At 52.6% G+C, this 14,398-nt stretch carries 13 protein-coding genes; 5 read left to right on the top strand and 8 right to left on the bottom strand.

Translation table 11 applies throughout. The features are described 5' to 3' along the window. Positions 1 to 66 precede the first annotated feature (66 nt). The 7 genes from WX88_RS13280 to mazG form a co-directional block, all read right to left on the bottom strand. Positions 67 to 1,701 carry a tetratricopeptide repeat protein gene (locus WX88_RS13280; protein ID WP_046244870.1) on the bottom strand — a complete coding sequence of 545 codons (1,635 nt, stop codon included), beginning with the start codon at positions 1,699 to 1,701 and terminating at the stop codon, positions 67 to 69. A gap of 54 nt (positions 1,702 to 1,755) precedes the next feature. Then, positions 1,756 to 2,751, bottom strand: a complete 996-nt coding sequence (locus tag WX88_RS13275) for a PstS family phosphate ABC transporter substrate-binding protein (protein WP_046244869.1) — start codon at positions 2,749 to 2,751, stop codon at positions 1,756 to 1,758. 1,233 nt (positions 2,752 to 3,984) lie between these two features. Next, positions 3,985 to 4,470, bottom strand: coding sequence for an energy transducer TonB (locus tag WX88_RS31400; protein ID WP_231590697.1), 486 nt, complete (start codon positions 4,468 to 4,470; stop codon positions 3,985 to 3,987). A gap of 341 nt (positions 4,471 to 4,811) precedes the next feature. After that, on the bottom strand, positions 4,812 to 5,348 hold the full coding sequence (locus tag WX88_RS13260; RefSeq protein WP_046244866.1) for an ExbD/TolR family protein: 537 nt from the start codon (positions 5,346 to 5,348) through the stop codon (positions 4,812 to 4,814). 57 nt (positions 5,349 to 5,405) lie between these two features. After that, on the bottom strand, positions 5,406 to 6,038 hold the full coding sequence (locus WX88_RS13255) for an ExbD/TolR family protein (RefSeq protein ID WP_046244865.1): 633 nt from the start codon (positions 6,036 to 6,038) through the stop codon (positions 5,406 to 5,408). Between the two features lie 84 nt (positions 6,039 to 6,122). Further along, positions 6,123 to 7,016, bottom strand: a complete 894-nt coding sequence (locus WX88_RS13250) for a MotA/TolQ/ExbB proton channel family protein (protein ID WP_394331750.1) — start codon at positions 7,014 to 7,016, stop codon at positions 6,123 to 6,125. A 270-nt stretch (positions 7,017 to 7,286) separates the two neighbouring features. Then, complete coding sequence (gene mazG / locus WX88_RS13245) at positions 7,287 to 8,144, bottom strand: nucleoside triphosphate pyrophosphohydrolase (RefSeq protein WP_046244864.1); 858 nt, start codon at positions 8,142 to 8,144, stop codon at positions 7,287 to 7,289. Between the two features lie 74 nt (positions 8,145 to 8,218). Here mazG and glmM point away from each other — a divergent pair, with 74 nt between their 5' ends. From glmM to WX88_RS27650, 5 genes are all read left to right on the top strand, one after another. Next, positions 8,219 to 9,616, top strand: a complete 1,398-nt coding sequence (gene glmM, locus WX88_RS13240) for a phosphoglucosamine mutase (RefSeq protein ID WP_046244863.1) — start codon at positions 8,219 to 8,221, stop codon at positions 9,614 to 9,616. Positions 9,617 to 9,777: 161 nt separating this feature from the next. Then, positions 9,778 to 10,938, top strand: coding sequence for a cysteine desulfurase family protein (locus WX88_RS13235; RefSeq protein ID WP_046244862.1), 1,161 nt, complete (start codon positions 9,778 to 9,780; stop codon positions 10,936 to 10,938). A gap of 232 nt (positions 10,939 to 11,170) precedes the next feature. Further along, entirely contained in the window at positions 11,171 to 11,860 is a 690-nt protein-coding gene (locus WX88_RS29470) for a ferritin-like domain-containing protein (protein ID WP_052732664.1), read from the top strand. A 163-nt stretch (positions 11,861 to 12,023) separates the two neighbouring features. After that, positions 12,024 to 12,689: a hypothetical protein gene (locus WX88_RS13225; RefSeq protein WP_156176108.1), complete on the top strand. Its 666-nt coding sequence runs from the start codon at positions 12,024 to 12,026 to the stop codon at positions 12,687 to 12,689. A gap of 74 nt (positions 12,690 to 12,763) precedes the next feature. Further along, a complete protein-coding gene (locus WX88_RS27650) occupies positions 12,764 to 13,213 on the top strand; it encodes a PRC-barrel domain-containing protein (RefSeq protein ID WP_052732663.1) in 450 nt (149 codons plus the stop codon). A 117-nt stretch (positions 13,214 to 13,330) separates the two neighbouring features. Here WX88_RS27650 and hemH read toward each other — a convergent pair whose 3' ends face one another. Continuing rightward, the gene (gene hemH / locus WX88_RS13215; RefSeq protein ID WP_046244860.1) at positions 13,331 to 14,374 is read right to left on the bottom strand and encodes a ferrochelatase; all 1,044 of its coding nucleotides are present in this window, start codon (positions 14,372 to 14,374) and stop codon (positions 13,331 to 13,333) included. Between the last annotated feature and the right edge of the window lie 24 nt (positions 14,375 to 14,398).

Raw genomic sequence — 14,398 nt, 5'->3', positions numbered from 1 at the left:
AATCAAAAAAGCCCCCAACGCCTTAGCATTGGGGGCTTTTTTGGTTAAAAAAGTAGCTGCTCAGAGTTATTTCTTCTTCGCAGTAGCCTTAGCAGGAGCCTTCCGCGGAGCGGCCGGCTTCGATTTAAGGATGCTGATATTATTGGCAGCACCTTTATTATCAGGATCTAAAGCCAGTACTTGTTCGAAGTTCGACAAGGCTGCGGCTTTATCACCTTTTTGGAAATTATACACTCCAAGGTAACCATAAGCCTGCACCAAGCCTTCGCGGAATTTGGCAGGGTCGGCACCAGTTTCTTTCGATAGTTCGATATACTTATCGTAGTAGGGCTTCGCTAAGCCTTGCTTGGCTTCGGGGTCTTTGCTGGCATTTACTTGCGCCCGGGCTAGGTAAGCAGGAGCATAGGCCGGTTTAGCCGTGTTAATGATGCCATACACGCTGTCGGCCTGAGTGTATTGCTTGCTGTTGTTGAAAGCCGTGGCTAGACGGAACTGGTCAGTGAGGTCACCACCATTTGCTAGTTTGGCCTTATACACACCAATGGCGCTCCTATAATCTTTTTTAGAGGTGTACGCGGTAGCTAGCGCATCCTGTAGTTCAGCCTTTTTAGCGGGCTCGGTCGTCGTAGCAATAGCCTTATTCAGAACAGTGATGCCCTCATCGGCACGGCCAGCACGAGCCAGAATGCGGCCCTGATACGAATAGTCTTCCGGGATAATCTTATCAGCCGGAACAGCTTTCATATATGCGTCCATCGCTGTGGCGGCAGCGGCAAAATCACCGGTCTCATACAACAAGTACGGACGGAGGCGAATCATGGTCAGGTTGTTCGGGTCGCTTTGCAACACCTTATTTACCTCCGTCAGAGCCTCGGGATACTTTTTTGTAAGATATAGGAACGAAGCGTACTGAGCATCCGTGGCTGGCGATTTCTCAGCTAAGTCCTGATACTTCTGAAAAGTGCTCAAGGCCAACTCGTATTGGCCGGCATAGTAGTACATATCGGCCAGCTCGCGATAGGCAGGAGCATAGCTGGGGTCCAGTTCTATTGCTTTATTAAGGCTTTCGCGAGCTGCGTTGTAGTTGCGCGAACGCACGTTCAATACACCTTTCTTGTAGTAGGCTTGTGCATAGCTGGGATTGGCAGCAATAGCGCGGTCGAAGCTGGTCATAGCTTGTCCGCCGCCTTGGTCAGTGTGCAAGAAGATATCACCGCGGGCCACCATCAGGGCTGGGTCATCTTTCTTGTACACATTTTGAGCAGCAGTCAGGTACGTTTCAGCCTTACCGATTTGCTTGAGGTCAGACTCGCCATATGCCTGAGCAATCATGGTCAGTACTTTGGCGTCTTTGTTTTTAGTGGCTTTGGCTGCCGCGTCAAACTGAGCTTCCGCGGGAGCAAGTTCACCTTTAGCGAGCAAGGCACGGCCCGCAGCTACTTGGCCGAAGGGAGTGGCACCAGCTGCTTTATTGAAATAAAACGCGGCCGAATCGGGCATATCGCGCATCTGATAAAGGCGGCCTAGCTCGAAAGCAGTTTCGGGCGTAGCGCCGGGGCGAAGCATGGTACGGGCTTCGGTATAACGGCCCAATTCAATTGCGCGTTGAGCAGTTTGCACGTTTTGGGCGGTGGCCGCCGTAGTGCCTGCTACCATTGCGAAGGCAGCGAGCAGCGGCTGTTTCCAGGGCTTGAAACTCATAAGAAGGGAAAAAGAATGAAAAAGCAATGAAAAAATGGTACGCGTAAAGCGCGCTTACAGTTTGGATGTTGTAACGATGCGAGCTTGCATTTGAGCAGGTAACAAGCCAGCCTTCTGAAAAATCAGTTGTCCGCTCTTGCCAGCAATGAATGATGCAAACCCTGTGCCCAACCCTGCGCGCGCTTCCCGGCTGATGATGTAAAGGTTGCGCCGCAATGGGTAATTCTGCAAATCGGGATGCTCAGCTAGCTGGGCGGGCGTTTTTTCTGCCAAGTACACTTGGTAAGGCTGAATGTAGTCGTCGGGCTTGGGGTTGGGGCGGGCTGTAATACTGGCCACCCGCACTTTGTTCGCAAACTTCATAGCGTTCGGGTCGTCCCGGTCCGAAATCCAGTTTACTCCAACGATGCCAATGGCGCTAGGATGCGTTGCAACATAGTCAAGTAATGCTGGGTTTGATGTCGCCGCAAACACTCGTTTGGTTAGAGGCGCGCCGTGCGTCACAGAGTCGCGTACAAAGCGAGCAGTGCTGCTCCGGTTGGCGTCGAACACTACGTTGATATCCGTCAACCCTTTCTTGCCGCTCACTTGGCGCCAGTTGCTGGTTTTGCCGGTGAAAATATCAGCCAACTGCGCTACCGTCAACAGTGAATCGGGATTAGCTCGATTGAGCACAATGGCTAGGCCGTCGATGCCAATACGCGTGATATACGGTACAATGGTTTGCTTGGCAAAGTCAGCGGTTTCTTCCGCATTTAACTCTCGCGACACTACCGCTAGTTTCACTTTGTCGTTGATGAGGTCCAGCATTACCTTTTCTTCGGGCTGAAAACTCATTTTAACGTGTGCACTGGGATAAAGCTTGGCAAACGTGTCGACCTGAGCTTGCAGGACAGGGGCGAAGGTCTCGTCTACGCTTACGGCAACGGTGCCACTTGTGGGCGTGTCTTGAGCCCCTGGTGAGCCGGGCCCGTTGCAGGCCACTACAGCAATGGTTCCGGCGAGTACCGACACAGCACCGGTGGTTAGAAGGTGAGCACGCTTAATCATGGTCGTTCAAAGAGGATTTATTGCGAAAATACTGTTGGTAGCCCCGGCCAAACCGTAGCAACCCATAAAAGACGAAAACTGCGCCCAATACCCGCCGGGCCATAGGGCCTAGTTGTGCTAAGGCGCCAGATGCTGGTTGGCCAGCTGACCAGAGTAACCAAGCGCCCAACCCCAGATATACTAGGGCCATCAACAGCACAAAGTAACGCACTAAGCGCTGAGGCGACTTACCGAGGCGTTCCTCGGTAGTGGGAATGTTAAGCATAAATGGAATAATGCAAAAGTTAGAGAGGTTATAAACCGTTAAGCCGCTGGTAAAGGTTCGGCCTAATAATGTGGTCATAACAAAATCAGTCCACGAAAGAGCCGAAAGTTAGCCGTATTTCATAGCTATGGATAACTTTCGGCTTTAGGCTACACAATTTCAGTAATTAAACAGGGCCATGAGCTGTGATTCAGGTTGAAAGATAATTGGTAACGTGGACCGGGCCGGCGCGGAGTGATGGTTCTGCACATCCAGCATCTAGGCGGTACTTCACGCACCACACGAGCCGCAGCTTCCTCTATGCTTTACCCGAACCCTTCGAAAACCAGTATTTCGCTAGTGCTGCCGTTGGCCTACACCATAAATTTTATTATATATGTATGTCGAATTCTGAGTGGTCAAAGCAGCTGCAAGTAAATGCGAGCGTTTCCGGCAAGTCGCGTTGCAATGCAGACCGTTCACCTACTAAATCTGGCATTATCTCGGCAGTTCTTACCAAGTTTGGAGCCGTTTCTGATGCTGAGTGGACTGGGGTAGTGCCTGTATTACGCCCAGAGACATTATCGACTTTAGTCTTGGTAAGGTAAACTGAGTATACATTGGGCGGCGGAGGAATTTACTATTGACTTCACTTCTGCATTGTGTAAAATGTGGGTTTAGCACCTACTGTGCAGCGTCATTGTCACCGTCGACCAAGCGGCTACGAGAGGTAGCAGCATAGGATTAGTTTCTCACACTTTGTAAGAGTATGTGGTGCAATCGAGCGAAAAATCAACCCCAAGCCGCTTGGACAGGTGGGTCTGCCATTACACTGCTCTTCTACAACGCATTACACTACAGTATTAGTATGCAAGCATACAAAATTGTTGTAGCCTATTTCAACCAGCGTGGATAAGAAAAACCCCGGACCAAGCCGCGAGGCCAAATCCGGGGTTTCGACTAGGTCCAGCTTACACTAGAACCGCAAGTTATTGAATTTTGAAGGTAATCGGTACGGTGAACGATACGCTAACAGCGCGGCCGTTCTGTTTGCCGGGGATGAATTTAGGTAGGGTTTTTACCGCCCGAACTGTCTCTTCATCTAGACCAGAGCCTAGCCCTTTTACTACTTTCACATCCGAAACTTCACCTTCTGGGTTTACTGTGAAGCTAACAAAGATGCGTCCTTCAACTTGGTTGCGCAGAGCCAGTGGCGGATACTTAACAGCTTTTTGAATGGCCGCTACAATGGCTGCGTTACCACCGCCCCCGGGTAATTCCGGCATCTGTTCCACGTAGGTGTAGACTTTGTTTTCAACGACAGCCTCTACTACCTTATCACCTTCACCGCTAGCCAGTTCACTTAGGTCCGGAGCATTCGTGTTTCCTTGTACGGTTACGGTTGCTACGGTTTTTTCCTTGAGTTCGTCTTGGTTCGGCACTTCCTCCTTTTTCACCTCTTCATCCTTTTTCACCACCGGTGGGGTGAACTTGATGGTGGTGAGCTTGGGAGGTGGGGGTGGGGGTGCTTCAGGAGGCGGAGGCGGGGGTGGGGGCTTGGTTTCGTCCAGAGGTGGAGCGTCCATCAGCACGTTCTCCTGCAGGTTCTTCTTGGGCTCCTTCGGCATCCTGTCTTTCAGGTATTGCGAAATGAGCGGGAAGGCTATCAGCAATAGGAAAACCGCTGTAGAAATAATTAGCGCCCGGGTAACGTGCCGCTGGTACAAGCGGCGGAGTACATAGGCTCCGTATGCCTTATTGCGGCCCTCAAAAATGATATCATTTAGGCTGGCCTTGGCAATTTGCGCGTTGTCCATCATAGGGCTGCTTCTTTAATAAGATCCAAGTCTTCTTTGGGCACCTTCACCAGCGCGTACTTCTTCTGGTTCGTGATGTTCATCTCGTCCAGAATGTCCACCATGTTTTTATACTTGGCGTCTTCGGTTGGTTTGATGAGGATGATGGGTTCGGGACGCTGGCGCTGGCGTTCCAACAAGACCTGCCGGATGCCATTGGCTGAATAGTTGGTCACTTTCAGCTCGGGCTTGGGTACGGTCTTATCATTCGGCGTGTTTAGACCAAAGTAATAGTACGCCTTATTGTCTTTGCCAAGGAGAATGGTCATGGCTTGCGAAGCCTTGATTTTGGTATCCTCCACATCATCGGTTTTCTTCACCGGCATCGTGAGCTGCATCACGTTAGGCTTGGCGAAGGTGGTGGTCAGCATGAAAAAGGTGAGCAGGAGGAAGGCCAAGTCCACCATTGGGGTCATGTCGATTTTGGTCGACATTTTCTTGGCCCGCTTCTTTCCACCTTTCCCACCGGAATCGGCTTTTCCTTGAATTTCTGCCATGGGATTTACTGAAGTGAATGACTTGGAAAGAGAAACGCTTGTGCGGCTTGCTCGGGTTTATCGAGCAGCTGCGACAGGCTTATTCTCCAAGTCCGTGATGAGGTTGAAACGGTTGATGTCGCGTTCCTGCAAAAGCTTGATAACTTGCTGCACCGTCGGTACATCGGCGTTGCCGTCGCCTTTGATTGCGATGTAAGTAGGCTTTTTGAAGAGGGCCTGGTTGGCCCGGCGAGCTTCCAGTACCCAGTCAATGAGCTGATTATTTACCGAATCAATTGGAATGCCGGGTTGCTGAGCGTTCAGCTGCTTCCGCTCTTCCTTTTCAACACTGAGGTAGGAACCTAATTGATTAATAGGAAGGCCAAAATTGGGCAAATTGCTGAATTCCTTAGCCTGAGCTGCCGTAAAGCTCACACCATACTTGGCAGCGACCTTCTGCAGCATTTGCACTTTGGTTTTCGAATCATCAACTCCAAAAAACACCCGTTTCTTATTGTCAATGGTAAGCGTAATCACGTTGCTCTCGGGGAGTCTGAGTTCCGAGATAGAAGACGGTGTGTCTACTACCACCGTTTCCTCAGGCGCAAACTTGGTGGTGAGCATGAAAAAAGTCACCAGCAAGAAAGCCAGGTCCACCATCGGCGTCATATCGAGCGACGGCGAAGTACGATGCGGTTTTACTTTAGGCATTGGGAGGTGGATTAAAAGGGGGCAATTCGTTCTGTTTTGCTGAACGAACCACCCCGCATTTTAGTGCATCAGTGAAAGACTGAATTAAACCGTCCGAGCCGGCTGACCCGCGTTTGCATTGCTGCCGTGCTGACCAGCGAAAGTCTGGATGATGCTGAAGCCAGCTTCGTCGATACTATAAGTCAGCTCGTCAATTTTGCTGGTGAAGTAGTTGTAGGCAACAATTGCGAGGGCCGAGGTACCGATACCTAGAGCCGTGTTAATCAAGGCTTCCGAAATACCGTTTGCCAGAGCCACAGCGTCGGGGCTACCGGCCTGCGCCAGAGCGGCGAAGGCGTTAATCATGCCGAACACCGTGCCGAGCAGACCCGTCAGGGTAGCGATGGAAGCCAGGGTGGAAATGATAACGAGGTTCTTTTCCAGCATCGGCAATTCGAGCGCGGTGCTTTCTTCAATTTCCTTCTGGATGGCAAGTACCCGCTGGTCGGTGCCGATGTTGGTTTCGCGCGACATTTCGTTGTACTTCAACAGGCCGGCTTTCACCACGTTGGCTACTGAGCCTTTCTGCTGGTCACAAGCGGCGAGGGCGCCGTTGATGTCGTTGGCGTTTAGTTTCTGGCGTACGGTGCGTACAAAGGCCTCAATGCTTTTGCTGCCTTTAGCCTTGCTGATGGTGAGCGCCCGCTCGATAGAGAACGTAATTACGCAGAGCAACATGGTCATCAAGATGGGTACGATTACGCCGCCCTTGTACACAATGCCGAGGTAGTCGCCGGCCATAGGGTTGTTCTTGTTGTCGCCGCCTTGGAAGTGGCTGCCGTCACCTAAGACAAATTTGTAAACGACAACACTAACTATAAAGGCTAGGATGATAACCAGGACGGAGAACAGCGAGGCACCACCGCTGCTTTGGGCTTCGGCTTTGGCGGCCGTTGCGGCAGGCCGGGGGCTCGTATTCATGGCATTTTTCTGTTCCATTGTTCCGGAGTGTTTGGAGGTTGTTAAGTGAAATAGGTTGAATTGAGTGGGTAAAGAAAAAGCAAAAAATTGGTTAGGAGCGCAGAGAGCGGCAAAAGAACAATCGATAATCCCGTACTGGAAGGATGTAAATGGTATTTACCGAAGTCTAAACTACCCACTTCACCGCCTTAGCTAGGCAAACCTAACCAAAAAGTATGGCCCGACCAAAGAAAACTTGATCAAGGCTAATATAGAGGTAGTATAGTGTAGGGTAGAAATATGGCAACGCTAAATGGCACTGTTGGGTTCTGAGCCCCGGCGCTTGGCCTGCTCCCAATACACGTCCATTTCGGCCAAACTGAGGTCAGCCAGACGCTGCCCATTGGCCGTAGCTGCGCTTTCGAGATATTGAAAGCGGCTGATAAACTTGCGATTGGTGCGTTCCAGCGCTTCCTCGGGGTTAATTCCAGCAAAGCGCGCAAAATTCACAAGCGAAAATAGTAAATCACCAAACTCATCGGCGGCTCGCTCGGCGTTCATCTGCTCGGGGTTGCCATGGCTGTACTCATCGCCAAATTCTCCTAATTCCTCCTTTACTTTTTCCCACACCTGCTCAGGTTGCTCCCAATCAAAGCCAGCGCCGCGGGCTTTTTCCTGAACACGCATGGCTTTCACTAAAGCCGGAAGGGAGGTGGGCACGCCGCCAAGTACGCCTTTGTCATTCCCTTTTTCTTTCAGTTTGAGCTGTTCCCAGTTGCGCTTCACGGCTTCCTCATCGTCGGCTTTGGCGTCGCCATAAATATGTGGGTGGCGATAAATGAGTTTTTCACATTGGGCATTGAGCACGTCAGCGATGTCGAAAACCCCTTTTTCAGCGGCGATGCGGGCATAAAAAATTAGGTGTAGCATGACGTCACCCAACTCTTTTTTGAGGTCTGGCAGGTCATCGCGCAGAATAGCGTCGCTGATTTCATAAGTTTCCTCAATAGTAAGGTGGCGCAGCGTTTGCAGGGTTTGCTTTTTATCCCACGGGCACTCGACGCGAAGGCGGTCGAGAACGTCGAGCAAGCGACCAAACGCTTCGAGTTGTGTCGGGCGTCGGGCATCGTTAAGCAGAGCGTTAGAATCAAGAGCAGAATTTTCCATTATTCCAAAGATATAAGCCAGTGTCGCCAACCGGCTGCTAATGCCTAATTTTGGTCTTTCAAAAAGCTACCCACGTGACTTTAATAAAATCAATCTCCGGCATTCGCGGCACCATCGGCGGGCCGGTTGGGCAGGGCCTGACACCGCTTGATGTGGTGAAGTACGCCGCCGCCTACGGCAGCTGGATAAGGACCCAAGCCGTAGACAGTAAGCTAATTGTAATTGGTCGCGATGCCCGCATCTCGGGCGAGATGGTCAGCCGCCTCGTGGCCGCCACACTGCAAGGCTTGGGCCTTGACGTGTGCGACCTGGGTTTGAGCACAACACCCACCGTGGAGATGGCCGTTCCCGCTAAAAAGGCTGCTGGAGGAATTATTCTTACCGCCTCGCACAATCCCAAGCAGTGGAACGCGCTTAAATTGTTGAACGCCCACGGGGAGTTTATCTCCGATACTGATGGGCAGCAAGTGCTGGCGCTGGCCGAAAGCGAGGGTTTTGAGTTTGCTGCGGTAAACAAGCTGGGACAGTACACGACGGACGCGACTTTTCTAAAAAAGCACATCAAAGCCATTCTGAGCTTGCCGTTGGTAGATGTAGAAGCCATTCGGGCGCGGAACTTTCGGGTGGTAGTGGACGCTGTAAATTCGTCGGGAGGCTTTGCCGTGCCCCAACTGCTCGAAGCATTAGGCGTAACCACTATTGAGAAGCTGCACTGCGAGCCCACCGGCGACTTCGCCCACAACCCCGAGCCGCTGCCCGAGCACCTCCGTGACATTGCCAAAGTATTGGAAAAAGGCGGCTTCGACCTCGGTATTGTAGTAGACCCTGATGTAGACCGTCTTGCGCTGATAAGCGAAAACGGCCAAATGTTTGGTGAAGAATACACACTGGTGGCCGTAGCCGATTACGTGCTAAAAACCCTAGGCGGCGGCAATACTGTGAGCAACCTGAGCAGCACCCGCGCTCTGCGCGACGTGACTGAGAAGGCAGGTGGGCAATACTCTGCCGCCGCCGTGGGAGAGGTGAACGTAGTGACCAAGATGAAGGAAACCAATGCTGTAATTGGCGGGGAGGGCAACGGCGGTATTATCTATCCGGAATTGCACTACGGCCGCGATGCTTTGGTGGGCATCGCCTTATTCCTGACTCACTTGGCTAAGTCTGGCCTCACCGTGAGTCGGATGCGCAACTCTTATCCAGGCTATTTTATTTCGAAGAATAAAATTGAACTGACTGCGGACATCAACACCGATGATGTGCTAGCCAAAATGCAGAAGCGCTATGCCAAACATCCCGTAAATACGATTGACGGGGTGAAAATCGAGTTTGATAAGGAGTGGGTGCATTTACGCAAGTCCAATACCGAGCCGATTATTCGCATCTATGCCGAGTCTGATTCCAATGCGACGGCTGATTATTTGGCCCAAAAAATAATTGGCGATATCAAAGAGATAATTGCGGTGAAGGCTTAACGCTGGTTGTCACATAAGGGAGAAGGCCGGAACAGCCGCTTGTTATCAAATGAGCGGGCTGTGCTCTCGGATTGATTTCGATTGAAGATCCGAGATTTTTATAACGATACCCTGGAACGCTGCGCGCACCCACGCGTGGCTTCCGGTCTTATTCCCATTATATGTTCCCTACTGTTCCCACCTTCGCCTACTTCGACAACGCCGCCACAACGCCGCTCGACCCGGAGGTGCTGGAAGCCATGATGCCTTTTCTCAGCCAGCACTACGGCAATCCGAGCAGCTTGCACGGGCCTGGCCGGCAAGTGCGGGCCGCCATTGAAAACGCCCGCAAAACGGTAGCACACTTGCTTAACGCCGCGCCAGCCGAAATTTCTTTCACCAGCGGCGGTACTGAGGCCGATAACTATGCCGCTTTCGGCAGCATTCGTACGCTGGGATTGAAGCATGCCATCACTTCACCGCTAGAGCACCATGCGGTGTTGCACCCGCTGCAGGTATTAGAGAAAAGCGGCGAAATCGAGTTGCATTACCTCCGGCATGATGACCGGGGAAGACTGGATTTGGTACATCTCGAGGAATTACTGGCGTCACAGCCCCGCACCTTCGTCAGCCTGATGCACGCCAATAATGAAATCGGCAACCTGAATAACATTGCGGCCATTGGCGAAATATGTGCCCAGCATAGCGCTGTGTTCCATACGGATACCGTTCAGACCATCGGGCACTATCGGCACGATGTGCAGAAGCTGAAAAACCACTTTCTGGTGGGTTCGGCGCACAAATTTCATGGGCCGAAGGGTGTGGGCTTTTTATACACCCGAAGTGGCTTACAGGTGAGCCCGCTTATCCACGGGGGCTCGCAGGAGCGCAACGTGCGCTCAGGTACCGAGAACGTTTATGGTATTGTGGGCCTGGCTAAAGCCTTAGAGATAGCTGCGCGGGACCTAGCAGCACATCAGGCGCATGTGCAAGGCCTTAAGGACCGGTTCATTACTAACCTGCGGGCTGAGATTGATGATGTGCAGTTTAATGGCTGCTCAGAGATGGCCGACCAAAGTTTGTACACTGTGCTGAGCGTGAGTTTGCCGCCGTCGGCCATCAGCGAAATGCTGTTGTTCAATCTGGATATCAGCAAAGTGGCAGCTTCGGGCGGCTCCGCATGTACCAGTGGCGCGCAAGCAGGTTCGCACGTGCTCGAAGCCCTGGGCTGTGACCCTGACCGGGCGACGGTGCGCTTCTCGATGAGCAAGATGAACACGACTGCTGAAGTGGACTACGCGGTAGCGCAGTTGGCTAAATTGTATCGGCCGGTCACAGCATAGAAAAAAATACAGGAGACAGCTCGGGCCTTTTAAACTTGTGTTTAAGCGCCGCTATTAGAGCGTATTAATATCTGATAGTTAGCGTATAAAATCTAATTAAGGAAGGCCAGCGCTGATTGAGGACTACGCGATGCCGAAGGGTTCCATGTGCTTGATTAGCCAAGCTCGGCCTAACATGCGGGTTTGTCTGGTCGTAAGGAATGGCTCATTTAATCATGCTCCTTTCTTCATCATGAGTCAACTCCAATCCTCTCTCTCCGTTAGCACGGATGATTCTAATGCGCCCAACTCTTTAATCAATCAGGCTCAGCAGTGGCTGAAGCAAGGTAATGTTTCCGAAATACTTGGCAAGGTACCGACTTCGCTAAAAAACTTTGGTAGCACAAGCGTGACGAGCTTCAACAAGCTCAGTACTACTCAAAAAGTAGCGGGTGGTGCCCTGCTAGCCTTGGGAGCAACTTATCTTTTGCGTCGTGGTCGCAAGGGCCGCGCTCAAGCCGCAACGCTACACGAACTGCTGTACTTCGTCAACGACCGAATCGAGGGTTACCAGCGCGCCGTTGAGGAAAGCAAAGACACCCGGCTCCGTGGCTACTACAAGCAACTGGTGATTCAGAGCCAGCAATTTGCCAACCAGCTGAATGCTTATCTGAGCCAGGAAGGCATTGATGAAGAAACCAGTACCACACTAAAGGGCAAGCTCTACCGCGGGTGGATGGATGCAAAAGCCGCTCTCACTGGCCGCGATGAAAAAGCCATTCTCGGCTCCAATATCTACGGCGAGGAATGGGCGCTCAGAGCCTACGAAGAGGCTCTCGACGACCGCACTCTCTCCGGACCTGTGCGCCGGGCCGTAAGACACCAATACGCGCAGTCGCAGAGAACGTATCAGGAACTCAAAAAGCTGGCCGTTAACTACTAATTCGGTACTATTATCAGTCCCCACCAAGTATACTATTTGGTGGGGATTTTTGTATGAAGGCAAAAATGAAGATGTGGGCATCCATAGCAATTGGCAAGCTAAAGCTCAAATTGACTATTTTTTGCCGTGCTTAGTAAGTCGGAGCACCAACTTCATTCCTTCTATGGCTGATATCAATATTCAACGCAGAAAGTCGGCTCCAAGTCCGTGGATTCTGGTGCTCCTCGCCGCCGTTGTTTTGGCAGTGGCGGCGTATTTTTTCCTCCGGCCCGACCCCGCCGATGAGTCCACCTCGACAACTTCCACCGAAATGGAAACGGCCCCTACTGATAGCTTGGTGACCAGCAACCCCGCCGACCAAGCTCGCGCTGCCCTACCGCCCGCTGCTGCTGATTCTGTTGCGCCCGCGCAAGCAGATGACGACTACAGCCCGGCTACCCTGGCTGCCCAAGCCGCGGGTAACCCCGCTGCCCCGGACTATGCCTTGAATGGCCTGCAAAAACTGTCCGGCATTTTGGTAGCGCTTACTGACCGCGACGACCTGCGCGACCCCACCATCACGGAGCAGCGCGACAACCTGACCAGTGCTACCAACCGGTTGGGCGAGCCCAATGCCAGCTTACGCCCCGGTTACGTAGCCGCCGCCGCGCTTATTCGGGCCATGCAGCAGAAAGCGTATCCTGAACTGGAAGGGACAGCTAATGAGTTAATAAGCTTAGCGGGGCAGCTATCGGGCCGCAGCGCCACGGCCGCCGACCAACAGCAGAATAAGCAGTTTCTGACACAGGCTGCTGCCGCCGTGCGCGTGCTGAGCGAGCCGGCCCATTAAATTTAGCTGCTGGTTAATAGCAGCAGACATTGCGTTGACAATTCCCAATCAGCCCTAATACTTAATCGTCATCAATGGAAACTCCTGTGCTGCGCCGCTTACGCGACCTAACCGATTTTGAAGTTGCTGACGGCAACCCCGACGTGCGAGGCTGGACCTTACGTGGAGGCGACGGCCAAACCTTGGGCATCGTACACGAGCTGATTGTAGAGCCCGAAGCGCTGAAAGTGCGCTACCTCGACGTGGAATTGGATTCTCGGTTTCAAATCAGCAAATACGAAAACCACATCCTGCTGCCCATCGGCGTGGCTTCGCTCGATACTGAAGGCGACAACGTATTCGTGCCCGCGCTCAACGCCGAAACGGTGCTGAGCTACCCGCCCTACCACGAAATCCAGATTACCCGCGAGTACGAAACGGCCATGATGCGGGCACTGGGCTTAGAACCCGTGCCCGATGGCGACTTTTATGGTAGCCCAGCGCACGACGCAAATGCATTTTACCGTCGTCGGCCAGCTCTCTAATGCGCTATGTAAGCTCCCGCCTACCGTAGATTCAGAAACCCTTTCCAAGGCATTCGGCTCCCCTCTCCGTGGGAGCGGGGGCCAGGGTGAGGTGCTCCCGCTCGCGAAACTGATATCTTAGTTCCGCCGAATCATTGCCACCACGGCGTCTACCCACTGCGGCTCTGAGTTCAGCGAGGGCACCAATTGCCAGTGCTCACCGCCGGCTTCCTCAAATAGCTCCTTGAACTCGTCGCCGACTTCAATGGTGGTTTCCAGGCAGTCAGCGACGAAAGCAGGGCTGAAGGCCAGCACGTTTTTAATGCCCTTAGCGGGGAAGTCTTTCAGGGCAATGTCGGTGTAGGGTTTCAGCCACGGGTCGCGGCCGAGGCGGCTTTGGAATGATACCGTGTATTGGTCAGGCGTGAGGCCCAGGCCCTCTGCCACGCGGCGCGATGTATCGAAGCACTGTGCGCGATAGCAGTAGCGGTTTTTCTCGTTCAGCGTGTCGCAGCAACTCCCAAACTGACAATAGTTGTGGTAACTGCCTTTGGTAATATGCCGTTCCGGGATGCCGTGGTAGCTAAACACCACGTGGTCGTAGTGGTGCTTTGCCATCTCTCGCTTGCCCAGTGCTACGATGGTGCCAATAAAACCGGGGTCGTCCGAAAAAGCGCTGATGAAGCTGATACTGGGCACTATCCACCACTTACTCACAATCTCCATTACCTTTTCCTGCACCGAACCGGTGCTCGCCGCCGCGTATTGCGGAAACAGTGGTAGCACGATAATCCGGTCTACCGCCGCCTCACGCAATTCTTCCAATGCCTTGGCGATGCTGGGGTTCTGGTAGCGCATTCCGAAAGCCACTACATAATCGGCGCCCAACTCGGCCTGCACTTTTTGCTGCAAATCGAGCCCATGAAAGAGCAGGGGAGAGCCTCGCTCGGTCCAGAGCTGCTGATACACTTTGGCTGATTTCGGAGCGCGCAAAGGCACTACAATGCCCTGAAACAGCGGGTAATGCACAACGGTCGGTAGATTGTCAATCACCCGCACGTCGGTGAGAAATTCGTTGAGGTAGCGGCGTACGTCCGAAGTTTGGGGAGAATCGGGTGTGCCGAGGTTAACGAGTAAGACGCCGGTGCGGCGGCTGGGAATGGCGGAAGCAGAAGAATTCATTGGGGCAAAGGTCCGAAGCAACAA

Origin of the sequence: Hymenobacter terrenus, assembly GCF_000972495.1 — a bacterium.
Taxonomy (GTDB): domain Bacteria; phylum Bacteroidota; class Bacteroidia; order Cytophagales; family Hymenobacteraceae; genus Hymenobacter; species Hymenobacter terrenus.
The sequence above is the reverse complement of the archived record's forward strand: the minus strand, read 5'-3'. Positions and strand labels throughout refer to the sequence as shown.

Bases quoted from the DNA above. Each gene is read 5' to 3' on its own strand.
- WX88_RS13250 (WP_394331750.1), bottom strand. From the start codon at position 7,016: ATGGAACAGAAAAATGCCATGAATACGAGCCCCCGGCCTGCCGCAACG.
- WX88_RS27650 (WP_052732663.1), top strand. From the start codon at position 12,764: ATGGAAACTCCTGTGCTGCGCCGCTTACGCGACCTAACCGATTTTGAA.
- WX88_RS29470 (WP_052732664.1), top strand. From the start codon at position 11,171: ATGAGTCAACTCCAATCCTCTCTCTCCGTTAGCACGGATGATTCTAAT.
- hemH (WP_046244860.1), bottom strand. From the start codon at position 14,374: ATGAATTCTTCTGCTTCCGCCATTCCCAGCCGCCGCACCGGCGTCTTA.
- WX88_RS13260 (WP_046244866.1), bottom strand. From the start codon at position 5,348: ATGGCAGAAATTCAAGGAAAAGCCGATTCCGGTGGGAAAGGTGGAAAG.
- WX88_RS13275 (WP_046244869.1), bottom strand. From the start codon at position 2,751: ATGATTAAGCGTGCTCACCTTCTAACCACCGGTGCTGTGTCGGTACTC.
- mazG (WP_046244864.1), bottom strand. From the start codon at position 8,144: ATGGAAAATTCTGCTCTTGATTCTAACGCTCTGCTTAACGATGCCCGA.
- WX88_RS13255 (WP_046244865.1), bottom strand. From the start codon at position 6,038: ATGCCTAAAGTAAAACCGCATCGTACTTCGCCGTCGCTCGATATGACG.
- WX88_RS13280 (WP_046244870.1), bottom strand. From the start codon at position 1,701: ATGAGTTTCAAGCCCTGGAAACAGCCGCTGCTCGCTGCCTTCGCAATG.
- WX88_RS13235 (WP_046244862.1), top strand. From the start codon at position 9,778: ATGTTCCCTACTGTTCCCACCTTCGCCTACTTCGACAACGCCGCCACA.
- WX88_RS13225 (WP_156176108.1), top strand. From the start codon at position 12,024: ATGGCTGATATCAATATTCAACGCAGAAAGTCGGCTCCAAGTCCGTGG.